This is a genomic window from Limnospira platensis NIES-39 (assembly GCF_026000695.1).
Lineage (GTDB): Bacteria > Cyanobacteriota > Cyanobacteriia > Cyanobacteriales > Microcoleaceae > Limnospira > Limnospira platensis.
The window spans coordinates 1,902,153-1,923,263 of record NZ_AP026945.1 but is presented as its reverse complement, the minus strand read 5'-3'; the positions used below and the strand labels follow the sequence as shown (position 1 = coordinate 1,923,263).

The window sequence follows — 21,111 nt, the reverse complement described above, 5'->3', positions numbered from 1 at the left end:
CATTCGGTTTCCCTAATCATGGATGGTTGGCAGTGGTCGCGTATGGTAGTAGGTTCTACTTCACGCCTTCCGTTCCCCGCTTCAATCCTGGGGTTGTGATTCCTGAAATTGGGGGTGGCTATCGCCGTTACCCTGATTTCCTAACTTTTACTTATCCATTTCTGGGCTTCCTATGAGGAATTTGTATAAGTTAGTTCATTTTGACCTTGGGTTCCCTGCCTTGTTTGGTATATCTCTATACCGAACGTTGGGACATATAAACAGTTATAGAGATGGTCAGGAGTGCGTTCCTTATATTCACCCAGGGGCTTGAAGTCTCTACCAGGCGGTTATTTCAGGTATCTCAACCCTATTTCATGCCTGAACGTATCGCACTCATTTACATAATGTAAATACATTATGTAACTTCTAAAATATGAATGCCTACCCTATCATGTCCAGATATTACCCAGAACTAAGTTACCCCCAACAGATAGCTTTACCTACAACCTACGGCTAAGATTTTGGGGGTGAACTGATTATGTTGGTATCGGTTTCTGCTCGGTAATTGTCACCAGTTGAAAAGTTGTTTAGGGGTATCGGGTTGGTTCCGGTAGGAGATAGTTTAGATTAGGCGATCGCACTTTTAATATCAGCCAGATGATAGCCCATAGTTTCCCCTCACCGAGGATTATGAATCAGACCCATAGATAACCCGATAGGCGATCGCTCATAGGTTTACCTATAGGTCTAGTCCACGGAAAGGCGGTCTGATATCTTTGTACATTGATTACTTAGAAGGTTCCCCTCTACGACTACCTACGGCTATCGTGTTGATTTGGAAACATATCCTCCCCCCAACCGGAACAAACACTCTTGGGGGTGCGACCGATGTGATAGCAGTCAATGGTGAGGAACGAACCGATAGGCTTGCCATTGACTGCTATCACAAGGGAGTTACCCTATCGGTGTTTGGTTGGGGGGGAGGAATGGATATTTGACAGATTGATTAAGTTGTGCTTATTGATTAACCCGTCAATAATTAAGTTTTGTTGCTAAGGGATATGCACTAATCGTCCCGTGTGCTAAGACTGAATGGAGTGCATATTAAGTGTAACGGTACGACTATCGGGTTAAGTAAATCCCGCTATTGCAGCTAGGATAAGGTGATAGACTTCAGGGCGAACGATGGGATTCGAACCCACGAGTGGAGGAACCACAATCCTCTGCCTTAACCACTTGGCTACGCCCGCCATACGATTAGTAATCGTAGCACAGACATCAAATAAAAAGCAATAACCTGAGCGAAATTTTTTTTTCGGCTAGCGGAGACAGGGAAAAGCCGGGTTAACCCAATCATGAGCAGGTATCGAGTCCCTAATGGACAGATGAGTTAACCCATCAGATATAGCATTAGTCAAGGTGGTTAGGACGCAGCTGGGAGAACGGAATCCATGGCATCATCGAGAGAATCAAACTGCTCACGTGCAATGGCGAATGCGGGCTTTCAACCACGACCAACATTTCTCTATCTTGTTGAGGTCTGGCGAATAAGGCCGAAGATAGAGTAAACGGCATGGAGCTGCCTCCACCAGTTCAGCCTGCCGCCCCCCTTTATGAAACGTTGCATTGTCCAATACTAGAGTCTGACCTGGCTTCAATGTTGGAATTAAGATAAACTCCAACCACAACTCAAACACTGTCCGATTACAACAACCCTCAAAGGTAAAGGGAGCTAAGAGTTGTTGATAACACCATGCGGCCATATAGCTCACCCTGCCCTGCCTCTTCCCTGATTTGAGGGCATGGAAGCGTTGTCCTTCCTGGCAGTAACCATAAGGATAATCGGAGTCTTGACTATTGATGCCAGCTTCATCGAGGTATAGCATTAGTCAAGGTGGTTAGGACGCAGCTGGGAGAACGGAATCCATGGCATCATCGAGAGAATCAAACTGCTCACGTGCAATGGCGAATGCGGGCTTTCAACCACGACCAACATTTCTCTATCTTGTTGAGGTCTGGCGAATAAGGCCGAAGATAGAGTAAACGGCATGGAGCTGCCTCCACCAGTTCAGCCTGCCGCCCCCCTTTATGAAACGTTGCATTGTCCAGTACTAGAGTTTGACCTGGCTTCAATGTTGGAATTAAGATGAACTCCAACCACAACTCAAACACTGTCCGATTACAACAACCCTCAAAGCGATCGGGGGCTAAGAGTTGTTGATGACACCATGCGGCTATATAGCTCACCCTGCCCTGCCTCTTCCCTGATTTGAGGGCATCGAAGCGTTGTCCTTCCTGGCAGTAACCATAAGGATAATCCGAGTCTTGACTATTCATGCCAGCTTCATCGAGGTAAACCAACCCTTCCGGCTCCATATGTTGAATCTGAGCAATAAACTCCTCTCGCTGTTGCTCATCACCTTCTTGGTAGCCGTAAGTTTTTTTTCTGGTGAAGCCAATTTTCTTCAAGGCTCTGGATATGGTGCGAGGAGAGATGTCGTCATCCCAAAGTTGAGCCATTTGAGCGGAGGTTTTGTCGCCATGCTCTTGGGCAAAAGCCTTGAATTTATGCCAGTCGGTAATTTTGTGGTTATTGCCAGGTCGGTGATTAGGTTTAGGGAGGAAGTCTCCGGTCTGTGCTTTTCTTTGCAGCCAGAGATTAATGGTGTTCCGGCTGACATGGAAAACTTGACTGGCTTCTGTTTTGGGCATACCGTCTAGTTCAATTGCATTAATAACTTTTTGTCTGAGGTTGTAACTATAGGGGGCTGGCATTTTTGGTCTTCTTAGTCATCTCGTCCTCTCCATTATACGTCCTAACTTTCCTGTCTGGTGCTATAGATGTGTTATTGGGAAAAAGCCCCGCTGATTTGTTGGTCAAGCGGGGCTTTTTACTGTTGAAAGTTTGAATGTAGGATAGAAATAGTCCGGTCGCTGACCCGATGCTAGGGAACTCTACCATCGCAGCCAGGTAAAGCTCTGTAAAGAGTTTGGCGTTATTCACGGGATCTTCATATTTTCCCATTAGGCTTGATGTTGTAGCCCAAACCCTGCATCCCCCTGGAGGTAGAAATTATGCCATCAGTGTATCTAGCACTACTTATATTAACATTTGGCTCTCTTTTGGTGTATATGCAAACATCCGAAGATATTCCCTTTGTTTTGGCAGGATTAACCGGAATTGTTTGTTTTATATGGGGTTTCGCCTTTGCACACTGGAGCCTACAAATCTTAATTGTTTTGGGTCTATTAAAACTATATAAACTCCACATTCCTGATAGTCTCACTTCCCGGTAATGGACAAAATACCCCTGAACTATCAGGGGTATTTTTACTTTTAAGGTACTCGGTCAAGACTGACATTAAGTAAACCATACCTTTCCCAGCCTTGAGCATCAAAATGCCACCATTCAGTCATTAATGGTTCAAAGCCATATTGTTTCATTTTCAACTCTAATAAGTTGCTATTGCGACGGACTTGGGGTTCATTGCCTGTGTAATCTCTCCAGGCTTTCTCGGTAAAATCATCGTAATCTGTAGGCATTTCCAGAGGTTGACCAGTTCTCAAATCTACTAGAGTCAAATCAACCGCCGCGCCGCGATTGTGACGGGAACCCCGCGCCGGATTACCTACATAACGGGAATCTGGGAGAATTTGCCACATTTGCCAGGTCACAGACCAAGGGCGATAACAATCATAAACCATTAACCCTAATCCCATGGTTTCTAGGTCTTTTTGTACCTCCGAAAGTCTTTGGGCGAAAGGGAGACGCAGGAGACATCGAGGCACCGGGTAAAGGGTTCGGTTTAAAAAATTATTGGCGGTTGCATAGCGAATATCTAAGCGAATATTGCGATTGACAGATTGAATATCTACCAGTCGATTAGCTGATGAAACTTGACTATAATCTGTAATTAGATTAGGGGGAGGTGTTTGGGCGATTAAAGGCTGGCTGTAAGCTGGTTCTGCCCACAAGTTAGATGACCAAAATACCAGGAAAAATGTAATGATAATTAACGGGATTTTTCTGACCATATTACCTGCCTTTTATCAAGATGTTAGGGGGTTAAATGTAGATCAATTTAATCTGCAATCAGGGAATTATTAACTAAGTATTGATATGGATACTAAGAGTAAATTCCCTGAGCCAGAGGACTTAGATGCTTAATCTTTGATAGATTTCATCTAAATGTTTCAGGTGATGTTCAGCCCGAAAACAGGATTCAATTTCTTCTGGGGATAGGTAAGACTGGATGGCAGAGTCTTGGCTAATTAATTTATGAAAATCCCCGTCAGGAGTATTCCAAGCCTGATGAGCGCAGGATTGAACAATGCGATAAGCCTCCTCCCGACTCATGCCTTTTTCGACTAGGGTAAGTAAGACGCGCTGGCTGAAGACTACGCCACCATAGAGGTTCATATTCCGCTTCATGTTGTCAGGATAAACCAGAAGATTTTTCACCAAATCTGTGATTTCTACTAACATGAAATGGGTAATAATGGAGGCATCGGGTAAAATCATGCGTTCGACAGAACTATGGGAAATATCCCGTTCATGCCAGAGGGCCACATTTTCTAAGGCGGCGATCGCATGACCACGCACAATGCGGGCTAGTCCGGTGAGGCGTTCGCTACGGATAGGGTTGCGTTTGTGAGGCATAGCAGATGAGCCTTTTTGACCCCGTGCGAAAAATTCCTCTACTTCTAAAACGTCTGTACGTTGCAGGTTGCGGATTTCTACGGCAAATCTCTCAATGGAAGCAGCCAGCAAGGCGAGGGTTTGCACATATTCAGCATGAATATCTCGGGAAATTACCTGAGTTGAGGCGGTGTCGGGTTGCAGTCCCAGTTTTTGACAGGCGATCGCCTCTACCCTCGGATCAACATTAGCATAGGTTCCCACCGCCCCGGAAATCTTACCTACAGCGATTTGTTGTCGCAGACGTATGAGACGTTCCCGGTTGCGACAGACTTCGGCTAACCATCCGGCTAGTTTGAAGCCAAAGGTGATGGGTTCGGCGTGAATACCATGCGATCGACCAATCATCACGGTATTTCGATGCTGTTGCGCCTGATAGCGAATGGCTTGGGCTAGGGTCTCTACCTGTTCGAGAAGTAAATCCGTACTAGCTACCAGTTGCAAAGCTAGGGCTGTGTCTAAAACGTCGGAACTCGTTAACCCTAGGTGAATGTAGCGTCCAGCATCCCCAACATATTCGTTAACATTGGTGAGAAAGGCAATCACATCATGGCGCACTTGGGCTTCAATTTCTAGGACGCGCGCTAGGTCAAAATTGGCTTTGGCTTTAATTTCCTCCACGGCTGACTCTGGAATATAGCCGAGTTCGGCTTGGGCTTCACAGGCGGCAATTTCCACCTGTAGCCACGTTTTTAGCTTATAGTTGTCTGTCCACAGCGAACCCATTTCGGGTAAGGTATAGCGTTCAATCATTGGGATTGTCAGAACTCTGTTGATTTTTAAGGCTAGTGTCTAAAATTCTCTACTGGCTAGGGTTTAGCGGGTTTTGGCTTAATCGGGAAGTTTGAACACCCGACGATCGCAAAATCACAGCTCCTCGACCAATATTTCATTTTGACATACCACCGTGCCTAAGATTACTAGATTCCCGGTCTGTCAACACCGATCAATCTGGGGATGTATCATGGGTGCATTTGGGAGACCCCCAGATCACCAGCCAGCCCACCCCCAGGACCACTAATCAGCTATGCCTTTTGAGATATTCCTTTCAGCCTGTTGTCAGCTTAGGGGCTTAACATAAAATTAGCAAGCGCTATAATATCAGAGTTTTGTCTTGTCCTGACTCTCTTGAGGTGCTATCGGCTATATGATGAAAGGAAAATTTTATAGGTTTCATCGAGTAATTAAATGGTTTGCGATCGGTTTATTAGCCGTGGGGATGTTCGCCCCTTGGGGAACTGCAGCGATCGCACAATTGCCACCCCTTCCCACATTTCAGGATATCACGAGAGTCAGTAACCCTCGGATTCGAGCTAGAGCCTGTGCTAACTTATTTTGTGCCCCGGTTAGACTCGATAATCGCAGCATCCTTGAAGTCACTTCTCAACCGACTATCTCCCCAGATCATCCTCAAGATTTTGACGTTCAGCAGAGAGTTCAACGCATTGAAAAAATTTTGATGTCCATTGTGGCGGCGGTAGAAAATCCCGACACCCTCGGAATTGAAGTGGGTATCCGCAATGATGAAACTGTCGTGTATGCTCCTGAACAACCGCAAATACAGGATCAGGTGATCATCACAATTACTGATTTTGACTCCCTTCATCAAGGACAATCTAAAAAAGCGATCGCTAAACAGTGGCGAGATACCATCTATCAAGAATTGTACCATTCCATCTCAGAACGCCGCGCCTTTCAACAGTATTTCTGGAATCGCAAACTTCCCTTTACCCTCCTATTTTTGGGGATAATCATCCTGAGTAGCTGGATATTATGGCAAGTCCAGAAAATCATTGACCGAGAAAATCAACGCATCCAAAATTTATCTCAAACCGCCACAGATATTATTGAAGCTGACCCCAACTATGACCCTAAAATCATACCTAAATCCCGGTTGAAATTTGGATTTAATCAGATTTGGAGTCGTTTACCCAATCTTTCTCCTAATCAACAAAAGCAAGTTATTCAATTCCTCCGGCAGGTAACTCAGTGGGGACAAATTTTTATTTGGTTAGGAGGATTAGCTTATCTTTTATATTACTATCCAGCTACCCGCGCTATAGGTGTAGCCCTAGGGGGAGTTCCCCTATCTTTGTTGGTTTATTATCTGATTGTCATTGCCGCCATTAAAATCAGTCATTTGTCCATTGAATATTCTTTGCAAGAATGGGTTAATCAATCTCTCTTTAAATATCCCAATTCTCAGCAAAGATTTCTGTCACGACAAATCACATATACGGCAGCCCTCAAAGGTTTGGCATCATTTACCAGTTACTTCATTGGTGTTGTATTAACCTTAAATACTATTCTCAGTTCCGTTTTTAATATTCAGATCAATGAAATTTTAACCGGGGTGGGGGTGATTGGTTTTGCCTTGACTTACATCTTTCAAAGCACTATTAAAGATGTCTTAAATGGCTGTCTAATTTTGTGGACTGATCAATATGCTGTCGGTGATGTAATTGCTGTGGAAAATAAAAGTGGTTTGGTTGAGTATATCAATCTTTATATTACCCAAATTCGCAATCTTGATGGCAATTTAATCACCATTCCTAATGGCAGTATTTCCCTTGTGGAAAACATGACCAAAAATTGGTCGCGAGTTAATTTTACTATTGAGGTAGCCTATGATTCCGATATCCGCAAAGCCATGGAGGTTATGAAACGGGTCGGAGAAGAAATGCTACAGGAACCCTATTGGCGGAATTTGATTTTAGAATTACCCCAAGTTTTGGGAGTTGATGCCGTGAGTCATCGGGGAATGTTAGTCCGCATTTGGATTACTACTCAACCTGTGAAACAGTGGGAAGTCGGTCGAGAGTTTCGGTGTCGGGTCAAAGAAGCCTTCGACCGTGAAGGGATTAAAATTGGCATTCCTCAGCAAACTTTGTGGCATCAAGGCTATCATCATTTATTAGACCAAAATGGTAATCATGGCGGTGAGTTTTCCTCTTCTGTCAATTGACACCGACAATTTGACCGCCAATTATCCTGCTGAAGTAAGATGCAGGAGGCTAGATTAGAACTAACAGTTCCCAAACAGCCTGTTATTTCTATGGGGTAGGAAATGCTCGGCCTGGTAGCTGTAGCGTGAATCCGTTAAACTACTGATACTGACCTGGGGATGGGGTACTGAGAACCCCCTAGTAGAGGAAAATTGATAACTAATGAAGTGTACTTGAGATTATTGTGTTAACTGAACTGAAACCGAAAATTTCTGAATTAGAAAATCTGGCGCGTGCCATTAGCTACGAACATCAGCGGTGTCTAGGAAGTCCCCAGACGGCGTTAGTTCCGGCTTACCATGCGGGAGTTTTATTGCTACAAGCACAAACCCAATTAACCTCAACCGACTGGGAAGGTTGGCTAGAGTCGATTGATATTTCTGCCCAAAGTGCTGACACTTATATGCAGATTGCTCGCACTTGGCCAGGATTTCTGGGTGGGGAAATAGAGATAGAGGCTGCTGATATTGACGAATATTCACTACAGCCCAAACCTTTGGAATTAGAAGCCCAGAAGGAAGTAGAACCCCCCATAGAGGAGGTAGAACCCCCCATAGAGGAGGTCAAGGACTATGATACCCCTATTGATGTAGAATTTACCCCGGTTCCTCCAGGGGAGGAAATACCACCCAAGAGGGAACTGATTAGCTTTGTACTTGAGGGGGCTGTGGTTCCGAAGGCGCGTCCCCGGGTTACCAGTAATGGGACTTATTTACCTCCTCGATATCGGGAGTGGCGGAACCGGGCGGAAGTTGAATTATATCGCCAGATATCAGAACGCAATTTAACCAACAGATTTCCCATCAGACGGGCGGCGGTGACTATCCGTTTGTTTGGTAATCATCGGACTAATTCTGATATTGATAATTTGGCTGGGGCTTGTTTAGATGCTTTGACTTTGCAAGGGGCGGGGGTTTTGATGGATGACCGCTTGAGTTGTTTACCTCAACTGAGGGTAGAATTTATTCCAGATCTCCCTAAAACGGGGGTTTGGATAGACATTGAACCTCTCAGGGATTAACAGTTAATTAGCGGTCAATTACTAGATAAATTGTGACTAATTTAAGTTGAGTTTAATCACCATTTTGGGATGTTTGACGACATCCATATATAACTTTTCGATCTGGCTGATATTCTCATCTAGGGTGTATTTTTCTAGCACCCTATTTCTAGCTTTTTGTCCTAAAATAGTTGCCATTTCAGGATGGTCTCTAAACACAGGTAATATAGTTTGGAGTTGAGTGCTAACGCCTTGGGTTTTTAAGACGACACCCGCGCCATTTTCTAAGACTTCACCATCAGCCCCAGCATCGGTGGCTATGCAGGCGATACCACAGGCCATTGCTTCTAGTAGAGATAGAGATAGTCCTTCTACTAAGGAGGGTAAAATAAACACATCGGAGCCGCGTAAAATTTCGATACGTTTATCTTCATCGCCGATAAAACCTGCCCAGATAATGCCGTCTTCTAAGCCATAAAAGCCTTGTAAGGAAGAGGCTAAGGGTCCATCTCCTACTAATAATAAGCGGCATTTTTCACCCATGCTGGCTTTTTTCCAGCCTTTTAACATGGCTTCGATATTTTTTTCGGTGGCGATGCGTCCTTGATAAACGAAAATCCGATCGCTTTGAAGTTGAGATTTCAGGTGGGAGGGTCCGGGGGAATATTTTTGTACATCCACGCCATTAGGAATGATGGCGACTTGGGGCGAGGTAACTCCGAGTTTAACGAGTAAATCTTTCTGAATTTGAGAGAAGACAATTACCCGGTCATAATTAGCCAGGAAGGGAGCATAAATCTGGTACATCAGATGCTGAGTCCCAGAAGTGAGGTTGCGGAGTTTGCGATCGAAAGGGGGGTGAAAGGTGGCTACTAAGGGTAAATTTAATTCTTCGCAAATTTCTGGGAGGAGGAAATCAAGGGGAGACAGGGTTAGGGAGGCATGAACCAGATCAGGCTTTAATGCTTGCAGAGACCGCATCAGTACCTTACTAGATTTGAGGGTAGGTATGGTGTAGATCTGAGACTTATAGAGGCAGGGAAGTGGCACTTCTTTGGTCCTCTGAGTGTCACCGAAAGAATCGCTATTAAACTGGAAATCTTGGGCTTGAATTTTCCAGTGCCCATTTTCTAGCGACCATTGTTCTCGACGTTCGGGGTGGGTGGTTTCTTGGGCAAAATGGATAAAGCTAACCTGATATCCCCGGTCAAGCAGCATATTGGTTACTTCCCGGGAGTAAGTGACGTTACCGCAAAATGGTGATTTTTTTCCAAGCCAAGCAATGTGCATTCAGATATGTTTGTATAATGGTGGTGTTTGGGGATGACTTTATCACGGAGTTTTGACAGTTGGCATCTGTACTGGGTACAATTTGAGTTCAAAATTTACCGAGTCCTCCCCAAATCATGCCGGAAAATATGCCCCAGGCTGAACCAATGCCGGCAGAAACGATAATGGCTCCTAATAATAGGGGGGTGCTGTTGTCTGAGGGGTTGGTTTGCAGCAATTGAGGAAATAGGGTAGATGCGATCGCCCCTAAAAAAGCGCCAGTAATTACTCCCAGGAAATTACCCCAAACCATACCGACCCAGGCTCCCCGTCGTCCAGCTAATCGTATAGCAGTGGGGAGGGGTGGTGCGCCGCCAATGCTGCCAAAAGTGGCACCAGATAGAATCCCCCCCAAGGCACCAATTCCGGCCGCGACAATGGCCGTGGCAAAGAGGCGGGAGATAATTTCTGGGGTGGAGTTACCAGGCTGGTCTATTTCCATGGCGACCACAGCGATCGCCCCTAAAACACTACCGATGGCTGTACCCAAAAATGCTCCCCATATAGCACCTAGAACCATACCATTTTTACCATGTACACGGCCTTTGGGAACCGATAGAGGGGGTTTAAATAGGTTCCAGATGGTACCCCACACCATACCCATAAACGCCCCCCACAGAATCGCCTGACCAATGAGGGCATCTTGTTCTAAAGCCCCAAAAATGACTCCAGCTATGGCGGCGGCGATGAAGGTTCCACATAGACCCCCAATGATTACCGGGATTTTGCTGGGTCCGGTAATGGGTTCGGGTATGAATAACCCGGCGGTGGCACCGAAAAAACAGCCCCAAATACTACCGACGATCATGGCTCCCAGTATGCCGCTGGTGGGTCCAAAGAGGGCGAAAATTATAGCGACGATCGCTGATAAACAGGTAACTCCCCAAACACCGCCAACTATTGCGCCTTCGGTAATACGCCAAATGGCTAACCAGGTGCGCGGTGATCTGATAATGGCGGGAGGTTGGGGACGTTTGAGAACTCGTCTGGGGCTTTTGGTGGTGGGGGTGATGACTCGCGATGGTTGTTGGGGACGGGTAACTCGAGGGTTGAGGCTGAGACGATGGCGCTTTTTGATTTTTAGTGGTTCTAGGTGTTCACCGGAACGCACGGCTTCTCGGGAGGGGAAGGGATCGCGTCCTCCTAGTTGGCGGGTGCGATCGCACCAGGGACAGGATTTTAGATAGTTATTGTATCGGTGTTGTCGATTCTTGGCACAGGTGCTTAGGTCCGATTCTGCTTGTTTGAGGGCTTGTGTCCAATCTATGGCTGTGGGGCGTTTTTCCGGGTAGCGGTAGCCGCCATCGAAGCAGCGGATAAATAGCTCCTGTAGGCTGGGGTGAAGGGTTTTGAAGGTGGGGGCTAAGGGCATCGGTTGGTAGGGGACTGGTTTTTTCCCATAGACGAAATGACCGGCTTTGATGCGCGCTTCTATGGCTGGGGGGTCGCCACTGCCTTGATATACTCCTGAAAAGGGGTGTGTTCCTTCCATTAGTAGTTGAAATATCAGCACGGCTAAACCAAAGCGATCGTGTTCTGGGGTGCGATCGATATCTCGGAAAGTCTGATGTTGCAATTCTGGGGGGGTAAATTCCGCTTTTCCTACCGGACAGCGAAAGGTCAGCTTAGTATAGGGGTCGCACACTTGAAACGAGTCTGTATCTACTAGGGTGACAATAGCGGTATCGCTGACTAGAATATTGGATTCGTTGACATCTCCTACTACATAGCCTCCGCTGTGAATGTCGTTAAAGGCGGCTGCTAGGTTGCGTGCGGTACGGTGTAGGTAGAGATAGTTAAATAGGGGTTTCTGTTCCCGGCGGGTTTTGGGGGTGTAGAATGTGTGGATCGGTGCGGCGGCGGTGACGCGCGGCATTAAATACCCGACAATGTGGGGCCGGTTATCGAGAGTTCGCAACAGGTCTATTGGCCAAGCGATTAAGGTCATCCCCGGCATTACAGCTAAATTGGCAGGGGGGGCGTTGTACATTAGGGTTAGTTTGTCTGCGTCTTCGTCTGTCGGGTTATGGTAGATTTTGGCTACTAGGGTGGGGTCGTTGGCAACAACGTAGATGCGACCCTCACCACCACTCCCAATGGGGTTTCTGGTGTCGAGGGTGATGATTTTTCCATTAAACTGGCGCTGCAACCGCATTATGCTTAGGAAATTTGGGGTAGGGCTGATATTATCCTCAAGGATAGCGCTTTCGGACCATCATCAATGCCAATTTAATTGTCGTCCTAAAAATTCCTCTAGTTTCTGATTATGGGGTCGGAAAAATTCCTGGAGTTGCTGGAAAACGGCATCTTGGCGATCGACTTCATATTCTCCAGCGTTGAAAGGGTGATATTTATGGAGTTGGTGCGGCGGGAGTTCTAAAAATTCTAAGACTTGATTTAAAATGGCTTGGGGATGTTCGTAAAAGTCCTCACTACGAATAATTAAAAACTGTTCCCGGGGAAATACTGACATCCAATTTGCCAGAAAATCGATATATATTCCTCTGGCTAGATATTTCTTTTGCCCTTGTAAGGCGGGAGCATTGAAAAAGTCGATATCGTCTAGGTTAGACATGATTTCTAACTCCGAGGTAAAGGCTGCTTGCCAAGACCTCTTTTCCCACATTAATCTCTGCCAATGATAATAATGTGAAAAACTCCTGATTATCGGATTTCTTAACAACACAATCAGTTTCATGGACGGAAATACTTCCCAGACCCGCTGGGGAACTTCCAGGGTTTCTAAATAGTGAGGAGTCGCTTCTCCAGTGATAAATTTGGCTGAGGTCGCCAGGTGGGGAAAATGGGAAAGATACCAGTCTAAGCCTCTATAAAACAGCATAGTCCAAAAGTAAACTTCTTTTTTGATGCAGGGTAATACTTGCGGATGTTTACTTAAATAGTTGTACAGGGAAGTTGTGCCGCCTTTTTGAGTGCCAATAATTAAAAAATTCGGGTGCATGGGATGGTTATTATCCCAATATTGACTAGCAATTTCTGGTCGATTTTTTAACAGTTTTTTATGGCTGGCATTTCGATAATGGCTGATGGCTTCTTGGATATTTCCTTGACGACTTAAAGCCTCTCCTAGGTTCATAGAAACTATATGAAAATCGCCAAAATCTTGGAGTTTCTGGCGATAGATATCAATGACGACATCAAGTTGATTGTGTTCGGCTAATAAATTCCACAGATTCCAATATGACCAATAAAAATAAGGTCGAATATTAACGGCTTTTATATAGGCTTCTATGGCTTTGAGAGGTTGTCCTTGACGCAGAAATATTTGGGCTAATTGCAGACAAGCATCGAAGCATTCTAGGTCGATTTCTATGGCTTTTTGGTAATTTTTAATCGCCTGATTCCACTTATTGAATCTCACGGCTACCTCGGCTAGTTTTTGGTAAATTATTGCCGATTTATCAGGATGGTTATTTAGGAGTTCCTGATAGTTACTGAAAATTTCCTGCCATGATTCCAGTTGGTTTAAAAGTTCCAATAATTTTAAGTAAGGCCATGTTAATTGTGGTTGGAGGGTTATGCCTTTTTGATAGGCGGCGATCGCTTGTTTTATATCTCCTTGTTTTTTGCAGATTTCCCCCAGCTTAAAATGTATCCAATCTATGTCTGGCTTCAGTTTAACACATTGTTGATAGGCGGCGATCGCTTCCTGGTAGTTTTGCTGTTCTGTGAAAACATCCCCCAAACGACTATAAACATAATACAAATCTGGGTTCATTTCCAGAGCCTGTTTATAGGCGGTTATGGCTGATTTCCATTGTTGACAATTGACGAAAGTTTCCCCTAAATTATAGTGGATTTCTGCCACATTTGGGTAAATTTCCATCGCCTTTGTATAAAGGGCGATCGCTTGGGTAAATTTTCCCTGATTATCAAGGGTTTGGGCAACCTCAATATATTCAGTAAGTTTAATATTTTGAGGCTCAATATCGATGGCTTTTAATAAACAGTAATTAGCTTTATTGGGTTGATTTATTTGTCCAAATACTTTGGCTAAGTTGCGATAAGCACCGCCAAAATCTGGCTTAATTTCGATAGCTTTTTCATAGAAACTAATGGCTGATTGCCACTCATTTTGTTGAGCAAAAAGACTGCCAAGATTAGCGTAAACTTCTGCAAAATCTGGCTCGATTTCTAAGGCTTTTTTATAGGAGGCTTCCGCCTGATCAAACTCCCCCTGTAGCTGTTCAACAGTGCCGATAATTTTGTATGCTGGAGCTAAGTTAGGATGGTATTCTAAGGCAGTTTTACAGGAAGCGATCGCCTCTGAAAATTGCTGTTTCGCTAGATATGTGTTAGCTTGCTGATATAGCTGTAATGCTATGATTTCTTCCGAGAATGGCATTATTACTTTCAATTTTTGGGAAACTTCCAGGATGCTTTTCTAACATCTCCTTACAACTCATATACATATCATAAAATTCGCCAAATGTCAACCCTTGACCAATCATTAATTTAATCCCAATCAAACTGTAAATTTAAAAAATCCTGTAATCTTTGATTATGAGGATAAAAATAATCTCGGAGTTGGCTATAAACTGAAGGTTCAATTTGGGGATAACGTCCTGAGTTATAGGAACAATAATTAGAGAGTTCATAGCTAGGTAAGCCTAAAAAATCCAAAACCTGATTAAAAACTTGGGAGGGATTTTGATAAAAATCTTCACTGCGGATAATTAAAAACTGTTCCCTGGGGAAAATCGACATCCATTTTTCCAGAAATGGTAGATATAATCCTCGCCAAATATATCCGGGATATTGAATTAGCTTACTCTCCGATTCTAAGTTACTTTTGATTAGGTTTAACTCCGATTCTATCACGATTTCTAATGGTCTATATTCCCGCATTAATCTCACCCAATGATGATATTGAGATAAGGCTCTCGTGATGGGATTACGAAGTAATACAATTAATTTAATACTAGGAAATTCCTCAAATATACGCTCAGGAACTTTCGGGGATTCTAAATAATTCGGCGTGGCTTCCCCGGTGATGATATTAGTATCGAAAATACTGGGGGGAAAGTGGGATATATACCAGTCTAAACCTCGGTCACAATGTTGATTCCAAAAATGAGTTTCTTTCTTAATAAAACCTACCATTTGAGGATGTTCTTCTAAGTAACGATACAGAGATGTAGTGCCACCTTTTTGAGTGCCAATAATGATAAAATTGGGCGGGAGAGGAGAGGATTTATCTGCTGATTTAGCCACGATTTCAGGATGCGATCGCCGCATTTTTTGAACAGCAGCATCCCGATATGCTACCATAGCTTCCTGGAATTTTTTTTGATAGCTGAGAAGTTCCCCCAAATTCAATTTAACTTGTTCAGAATCGGGAAAACGGTCAATGGCTGCTACTAAAATTTCCCTGGCTTGGTCTAGCTGTTCATATTCAGCTAAAATATTCCACAAGTTCCAATAAGACCAAGCAAAATCAGGTTTAATTTCTATGGCTTTAAGAAAGGCATTCATAGCATCTTGAGTCCGACCTTCTTACAGTAAAATTTTACCCAAACTGCGATAGGTTTCAAAGCAGTTATAATCTACGGTTAAATGTTGACAATAAACTTTAATAACTTCCTCCCATTGATGATGCTGAATTAAGATTTTTTCTAAGCTACGATAAGTCATAGTTGACTGGTGATTAACTTCCAGAGCCTTTTGATAATACAAAATTGCCTGTTTCGGTCTTTTTAATGCCTTCAAAACTTCCCCTAAGTTATGATAGGCTTCAGAGGTATCAGGATATAATTTAATGGCTTGTCGATAACAGGCGATCGCCTTAGTAAATTGGCGCGACTTTAGCAACAAATTTCCTAACTTTATATAATCATCTGCACTGCCTTTTTCCGGTTCTAATTTCAGAGCTTTATATTGACATTTAATAAAATTATCCGTATCCTCTAACTCAGTCCATACCTTGGCTAAATTCCGATAAGCTCCGGCTAAATTAGGATTAATTTTTAACGCAGTTTGATAGGCTATAATAGCAGGTTCCCACTGGCTTTGTTTCGCATATAAACTGCCTAAATTTGAGTAAACTTCCGCAAAATGTGGTTGAATTTTCAAGGCTTGTTTATACCATTTTTCCGCCTCAGCTAACTCTCCTTTACATTGCCAAGCTATCCCCAAAGTTTTACAGGCGATCGCTAAATCCGGGTACAGTTTTAAGGCTTGTTCAGCAGCTTTGATAGCCGCATCCCAGTCCCTATTATTAATGTATATAATAGCTTGCTGGTGAAGCTGCAATGCCAAAAATTTAGGAGGTAGAGTCATAAATAATCCTGATGGTAATAATTAATAGTAGGATTGATTAGGTCCGGCAATTTCTGATAACAAAATTTCCAATTCACCAGGCTGGAAGCCATCTCCAGTTTTCACTAAAAATAATTGATACCCTTCATATACAATATCTACCCAGTCTTTAACCTTTTCTAAAAATAGATTAATTCCCCGTTTCGCTTCTTGTTCTTCGTTATCTTCTTCCGAGACATTATAATCATCAAAAATCGCCATTCCTCCCACCTTTAACAGTCGCCATGATAGCAAAGCATCTCGGAAAGCTACCGTCGCCAAATGACAACCATCAATATAGATTAAGTCATAGTAATTAGCCGCCAGAGAATTGAGAATATTTTGAGAATATCCGACTATTTTAATCACGCGATCGCCAGCATTAGTTTTAGCAATATTGCTATTAAATTCCGGTTGAAAATAGGGGTCAATACAAGTAATTTGTGCCGTCGGATGAGTCAGCACATAATCAAGAAGCCAACAGGCTGACATCCCCTGAAAACTACCAACTTCTAAGGCTTGAAAGCCGGGAATACCCGCCAGATGATGTAAATGTTTTTCCCAGGTGGGGATATTACTACTAAACCAGTCTCGGGTAAATCGATAATTGCGTTGTTCGCTCAAATACCATCCCCGCAGTTTTAAGGCGGTGCTGTGATAACTAGCAGCTTCGTCTAGGCGGTTACGTTCAGATAATAAATTACCAAGTTCTGTATAAGGTTGAGGAGAGTTAGAGTCTTCCTGGGTGGCGCGTTTTAGGGAGCTAATTTTTTCCTCAAACTCCTGGTATTGTTGACAGATATTCTGATATTTTTCCAGGATTTCAGCATTCTTAGGTTGACATTCACAGGCGAGTTTATGAAAGGCGATCGCTCCTTCAAACTGATAATTTTTAGCTAACATTTCTCCCAAATTTAAATAGGGTTCCGGGTACAGTTGACTAAAGCCTAACTTTTGCCAATTGTGATCCGGTGGATGACTAATCATTTCCGACAACCACTGACTAGCCTTATCTACGTCTGCTTGACTCTGTTCCCGCATAGCATAACCCAATTGACGATATAAACTATTACTAACTCCTGGCTTGTCTTCGGGAACTTTTTGTAAGGCTTGTAAATATATAGGAATGGCTTCCGAAAAACATCCGTTTTGACTTAAAGCATCCCCCAAGTTTTCATGAGCCCAGTAGGAGTTGGGGTTTAATTCAATGGCTCGAAGACAAATAGCGATCGCTTCTTTAACTTTACCAACCTCCAACAAAGATCGCCCTAATGGGAGATGAGACCAAGGGGTGTTAGGGTTGATTTGCATGGCTTTTTGATAAACAGAAATCGCTTTTTCTGGTTCCTGTAAGCGAAACCAAGCATTTCCTAATTTATGGTAGGCGAGTTCGTTTTGGGGGTTAATTTCAATGGCTTTTTTATAGGCGGCGATCGCTGGTTGCCAATTTCCCTGTTGAGCCAACATATTTCCTAGGTCTACATGAATGCGATCGCATTGAGGGTTAAGTTCAACACCACGCTGATAAGCTGCTTCTGCTGCTGACCATTTTTCTAAATTACTGAGCGCATTTCCTAATAAATAATAGGCTTTAAATGAGTCAGGTTGTTTGGCGATCGCTTGCTGACAATAACTGATAGCATCTTCATATTTTCCAAACATAATTAATAATTGAGCCAGGTTACGATATAACCCCACCAAATCAGGATTAAGACGCAAAGCCACATCATAGGCTTGTACAGCATCTTCCCATAATTTATGTTCGGCATATAAACTGCCCAAATTCCCGTAAACTTCACCAAAATCTGGTTTAATTTCTAATGCTTTTGTATAGGCAATTAAGGCAGGCTCAAACTCGCCTTGTTTCTGGTAAGCCAGTCCCAATATTTTATAGGTATCTGCCCAATCAGGCTGCATTTCTAAGGCTAAATTACAGCAGGCGATCGCTTCCTCTAATTTGCCTTCTTTGAGATGATCAATGGCTTGGTTATGGTGTATAAAAGCATAGTTTTGGGCATTCATTGATAAACTCATCCGCAATTTTTACACTCAAACAACTCATTAAATTATATCAGCAATTTCCATGGTTTTTAATAAACTGTTGATATCTATATAAAAATTTTGATTTCTATCCATCTCATCATCTATTTCCTTGGGAAATTCTGGATTGAATTCGCCCACTAAGTAATAATAATCTAATTCACAAATTTCGCTCATAGTCCAGTAACAGGGAAATGAGGCTCCGGGAGGAAATAACTCAATTACTTTAGTTCCAGGTTCACAGAAAACTAAGTTAGTTAACCCAGCACCATGAGGAGAAATTACCACTTCCGCATGATGTAAACACAATGCTTGTTCTTTCACGGACATATTTTCAAGATAGACCACTTGAAAACCTAATGGTTTCAGGATATCCATCAACTCCTGTTCATTGATAACTTGGCGAATATAAGCATTAGCTCTACTAATATAAATTTTACTAGAGTAATTGCATCGATTATCCTCTTCCAGTAATGGATGTTTTAAAACTAAATCTTTGAGAAAATCACAAGCCCATTTGGGTGTTGATAAAGTGCGAGAGGGAACCATCAAAATATCAGCTTCAACGTGACGAAAACAGCCAAACATTTTTTGGTTTTCGGGAATGTCAAACATAGCTAAAGTTTCATCCTCATATTTGTGACCAAACTTATTAACCACAATTTTATCAATGGGGAGTCCGCTGGCTAACACCAGATGCAACCTAGGTATTACCTCAACCATCCAATGAAAATAGTTTTGTCCACAATAAGCAGATACAAAAGCAATATTTCCTTTTAAGTGTATGGTCTCTGGTAAATTATGAGCAGCTAAAGCAATTCCTGAGTTGTCGGAAGATAAATCTTTAACAACCTGATTATTGGCGGTTATTATTGTGTGTAAAAAACCAGTATTTAAGCCTCTAGCTTGTGGCAATATTTTCACGGAACTGGCTGGTTGCTGGGTTCGATGACTTGTGAAACCCAAAAGATTATTAGAAACTGTAGTTGGCTGTTTAAAATTAACAGAAGTAGATGGATATATCTCGATAGTTTGAACATGACTACAATTTTTACTATTGATTAACCACTTTTCTGGACTTGGTAAATTACAGAATTTAGAAAGCAGATCATGAGGTAATTGTAAATGATTGCATCTGTGAGCATCTTCATGTCTTCCTAAGTGTTTTAAATTGAGCTTAATTTGGGTGTATGCTTGATAATGATTGGGGTCATTTTTCAGTGATTCAAAACAGACTTTTAGGGCTTCTTCCCACTTTTGCTGAGACATGAAGACATTAATAATTTCTTCATAATACCAAGTACAATTTTTGATGTTAATAGCATTTCTATAAGCCTCAATGGCTTGGTCCAAATCACCCAATTTTTGTAAGCAATTCCCCAAGCCATTATAAAACCAGTCATGATTACTATTTATAGATATGGCTTTTTGATAATTTTCTAAGGCTTTTAACCAGTCTTGATTTTGATAACAAGCATCTGCTAAAGATCCATAAAACCATTGGGAATCAGGATTTTGATTAACCAGAATTTGATACTGATATATTGCCTGTTCATAACGATTTTGGTTGACTAAAATCTTACCCCAATTAACTCGATTATTGGGAGATTCTAAAAAACTTGGGTTGTGTTCAATGATGGTCTCATAAATGACTAAAGCAGCATCCCAACATTCCTGCTCAATTAAAGTTTCTGCCAGGGAATAATAGTGTTTGATAAAATCAGGCTGTTGTGATAAAATTAATGGGTATAATTTCACCAAATCTTCCCAGCGATTTAACTCAAATAATGCCTTAGATAAGCCTAAATAAAACTCCAGAAAGTCTGACTTTAATTGAATGGCTTTTGGGTAAGCATCTGCTACATCTTCCCACTGCTGGAGTTGGGTGGCAGCTTTGGCTAATTGATAATAAGACCAACAAAAATCTGGGTTGATAGCGATCGCTTTCCGAAAAGCCGACACCGCCAAAGCTGGTTGATTTAACGCCTGAAAAGCCTCTCCTAAATGGTGATGAGACCAACTAAAATCCGGTTGGATAGCGATCGCCTTCTCAAAAGCCGACACCGCCTCGGCTGGCTGATTTAATTGCATCAGACCTAACCCCAATTTATGGTGGGCTAAAAATAACTGAGGATGGTAAGCGATCGCCTTTTGAAATGCTGACACCGCCTCCGACCATTTACCGGCTTCAGCCAAGGTATTTCCTATCTGTAATTCCTCCTGTCCTCGCTGTTTTAAAATGCCATCTAATTGCAGTCCCCGTTTCCAGTAAATTTGAGCTTCTTCTGGTCGTCCTCTCTGGGTTAAAACCCTCGCCAAATTGCGATATACTCCCCGAAAATTAGGGTCAATATTGATGGCTTGCTTTAAGGTGGTTTCCGCTTCTTCCCACCTTCCCTGTTGCGCGTAAAGACTGCCAAGATTTCCATAAGCAGCCACCAAATTAGGGTCAAGATTGATAGCTTTTTTATAGGCATTTTCAGCGGCTTCTAGGCGGTTACTTTTTTGTAAAGCCAACCCCAAAGTTTTATAAGCCATAACCCATTCCGGCTGCTGTTGAATCACTTGTTGACATTTTGCGATCGCCTCATCAAATTTTCCTTCTTCTAAATAGGCGATCGCCTGTTGATGAAGACTCACTAATTCCCCCGGAAGTTGAAAATCACGCTCCATATTATTCACTCACCCCTAGACTCACTATAATTATATACTAATCTTGCCAATTATTTACATTGGT

The 21,111-nt window shown here is 42.8% G+C and carries 14 protein-coding genes, 1 tRNA gene and 1 pseudogene; 4 read left to right on the top strand and 12 right to left on the bottom strand.

The window, feature by feature from the left end:
* The first annotated feature begins 758 nt into the window (after window positions 1-758).
* Window positions 759-980 carry a hypothetical protein gene (locus N39L_RS09385; RefSeq protein ID WP_035738048.1) on the top strand — a complete coding sequence of 74 codons (222 nt, stop codon included), beginning with the start codon at window positions 759-761 and terminating at the stop codon, window positions 978-980.
* Between the two features lie 179 nt (window positions 981-1,159).
* Here N39L_RS09385 and N39L_RS09380 read toward each other — a convergent pair.
* The 3 genes and pseudogenes from N39L_RS09380 to N39L_RS09370 form a co-directional block, all read right to left on the bottom strand.
* Window positions 1,160-1,232, bottom strand: a tRNA-His gene (locus N39L_RS09380).
* 173 nt (window positions 1,233-1,405) lie between these two features.
* A pseudogene (locus N39L_RS09375) lies at window positions 1,406-1,868 on the bottom strand (IS630 family transposase); the annotation flags it as partial.
* Window positions 1,869-1,880: 12 nt separating this feature from the next.
* Window positions 1,881-2,757 (bottom strand): IS630 family transposase gene (locus N39L_RS09370; RefSeq protein WP_286131445.1). Its coding sequence is split into 2 segments (ribosomal slippage): window positions 1,881-1,943 and window positions 1,945-2,757, totalling 876 coding nucleotides; the frame shifts between segments, so codons are not numbered across the junction.
* A 300-nt stretch (window positions 2,758-3,057) separates the two neighbouring features.
* Here N39L_RS09370 and N39L_RS09365 point away from each other — a divergent pair.
* Window positions 3,058-3,279 (top strand): hypothetical protein, encoded by a 222-nt coding sequence (locus N39L_RS09365; protein ID WP_006668133.1) that lies wholly within the window; start codon window positions 3,058-3,060, stop codon window positions 3,277-3,279.
* 40 nt (window positions 3,280-3,319) lie between these two features.
* Here the strand turns inward: N39L_RS09365 and N39L_RS09360 are convergent, their stop codons facing one another.
* Both N39L_RS09360 and purB read right to left on the bottom strand, forming a co-directional pair.
* Window positions 3,320-4,018: a M15 family metallopeptidase gene (locus tag N39L_RS09360; RefSeq protein ID WP_006619057.1), complete on the bottom strand. Its 699-nt coding sequence runs from the start codon at window positions 4,016-4,018 to the stop codon at window positions 3,320-3,322.
* Between the two features lie 121 nt (window positions 4,019-4,139).
* Window positions 4,140-5,435, bottom strand: coding sequence for an adenylosuccinate lyase (gene purB / locus N39L_RS09355; protein WP_006619058.1), 1,296 nt, complete (start codon window positions 5,433-5,435; stop codon window positions 4,140-4,142).
* Between the two features lie 394 nt (window positions 5,436-5,829).
* Here purB and N39L_RS09350 point away from each other — a divergent pair, with 394 nt between their 5' ends.
* Window positions 5,830-7,647, top strand: a complete 1,818-nt coding sequence (locus N39L_RS09350; protein WP_014275048.1) for a mechanosensitive ion channel family protein — start codon at window positions 5,830-5,832, stop codon at window positions 7,645-7,647.
* Window positions 7,648-7,871: 224 nt separating this feature from the next.
* Window positions 7,872-8,708 (top strand): RusA family crossover junction endodeoxyribonuclease, encoded by an 837-nt coding sequence (locus tag N39L_RS09345; RefSeq protein WP_006619060.1) that lies wholly within the window; start codon window positions 7,872-7,874, stop codon window positions 8,706-8,708.
* 36 nt (window positions 8,709-8,744) lie between these two features.
* Here N39L_RS09345 and N39L_RS09340 read toward each other — a convergent pair whose 3' ends face one another.
* From N39L_RS09340 to N39L_RS09310, 7 genes are all read right to left on the bottom strand, one after another.
* Complete coding sequence (locus N39L_RS09340; RefSeq protein ID WP_014275047.1) at window positions 8,745-9,977, bottom strand: glycosyltransferase family 4 protein; 1,233 nt, start codon at window positions 9,975-9,977, stop codon at window positions 8,745-8,747.
* An 88-nt stretch (window positions 9,978-10,065) separates the two neighbouring features.
* Complete coding sequence (locus tag N39L_RS09335) at window positions 10,066-12,171, bottom strand: hypothetical protein (RefSeq protein WP_014275046.1); 2,106 nt, start codon at window positions 12,169-12,171, stop codon at window positions 10,066-10,068.
* Between the two features lie 63 nt (window positions 12,172-12,234).
* Window positions 12,235-14,382: a tetratricopeptide repeat-containing sulfotransferase family protein gene (locus tag N39L_RS09330; RefSeq protein WP_014275045.1), complete on the bottom strand. Its 2,148-nt coding sequence runs from the start codon at window positions 14,380-14,382 to the stop codon at window positions 12,235-12,237.
* 110 nt (window positions 14,383-14,492) lie between these two features.
* On the bottom strand, window positions 14,493-15,512 hold the full coding sequence (locus N39L_RS09325) for a sulfotransferase domain-containing protein (protein ID WP_014275043.1): 1,020 nt from the start codon (window positions 15,510-15,512) through the stop codon (window positions 14,493-14,495).
* A gap of 21 nt (window positions 15,513-15,533) precedes the next feature.
* Entirely contained in the window at window positions 15,534-16,316 is a 783-nt protein-coding gene (locus N39L_RS09320) for a tetratricopeptide repeat protein (RefSeq protein ID WP_014275042.1), read from the bottom strand.
* Between the two features lie 21 nt (window positions 16,317-16,337).
* On the bottom strand, window positions 16,338-18,356 hold the full coding sequence (locus N39L_RS09315) for a tetratricopeptide repeat protein (protein ID WP_014275041.1): 2,019 nt from the start codon (window positions 18,354-18,356) through the stop codon (window positions 16,338-16,340).
* A 39-nt stretch (window positions 18,357-18,395) separates the two neighbouring features.
* Window positions 18,396-21,047: a tetratricopeptide repeat protein gene (locus N39L_RS09310; protein ID WP_006619065.1), complete on the bottom strand. Its 2,652-nt coding sequence runs from the start codon at window positions 21,045-21,047 to the stop codon at window positions 18,396-18,398.
* Window positions 21,048-21,111 lie beyond the last annotated feature (64 nt).

Coding starts and splice junctions, on each gene's coding strand:
- N39L_RS09365 (WP_006668133.1), top strand. CDS start 3,058: ATGCCATCAGTGTATCTAGCACTACTTATATTAACATTTGGCTCTCTT.
- N39L_RS09360 (WP_006619057.1), bottom strand. CDS start 4,018: ATGGTCAGAAAAATCCCGTTAATTATCATTACATTTTTCCTGGTATTT.
- purB (WP_006619058.1), bottom strand. CDS start 5,435: ATGATTGAACGCTATACCTTACCCGAAATGGGTTCGCTGTGGACAGAC.
- N39L_RS09350 (WP_014275048.1), top strand. CDS start 5,830: ATGATGAAAGGAAAATTTTATAGGTTTCATCGAGTAATTAAATGGTTT.
- N39L_RS09340 (WP_014275047.1), bottom strand. CDS start 9,977: ATGCACATTGCTTGGCTTGGAAAAAAATCACCATTTTGCGGTAACGTC.
- N39L_RS09335 (WP_014275046.1), bottom strand. CDS start 12,171: ATGCGGTTGCAGCGCCAGTTTAATGGAAAAATCATCACCCTCGACACC.
- N39L_RS09330 (WP_014275045.1), bottom strand. CDS start 14,382: ATGCCATTCTCGGAAGAAATCATAGCATTACAGCTATATCAGCAAGCT.
- N39L_RS09325 (WP_014275043.1), bottom strand. CDS start 15,512: ATGAATGCCTTTCTTAAAGCCATAGAAATTAAACCTGATTTTGCTTGG.
- N39L_RS09320 (WP_014275042.1), bottom strand. CDS start 16,316: ATGACTCTACCTCCTAAATTTTTGGCATTGCAGCTTCACCAGCAAGCT.
- N39L_RS09315 (WP_014275041.1), bottom strand. CDS start 18,356: ATGAATGCCCAAAACTATGCTTTTATACACCATAACCAAGCCATTGAT.
- N39L_RS09310 (WP_006619065.1), bottom strand. CDS start 21,047: ATGGAGCGTGATTTTCAACTTCCGGGGGAATTAGTGAGTCTTCATCAA.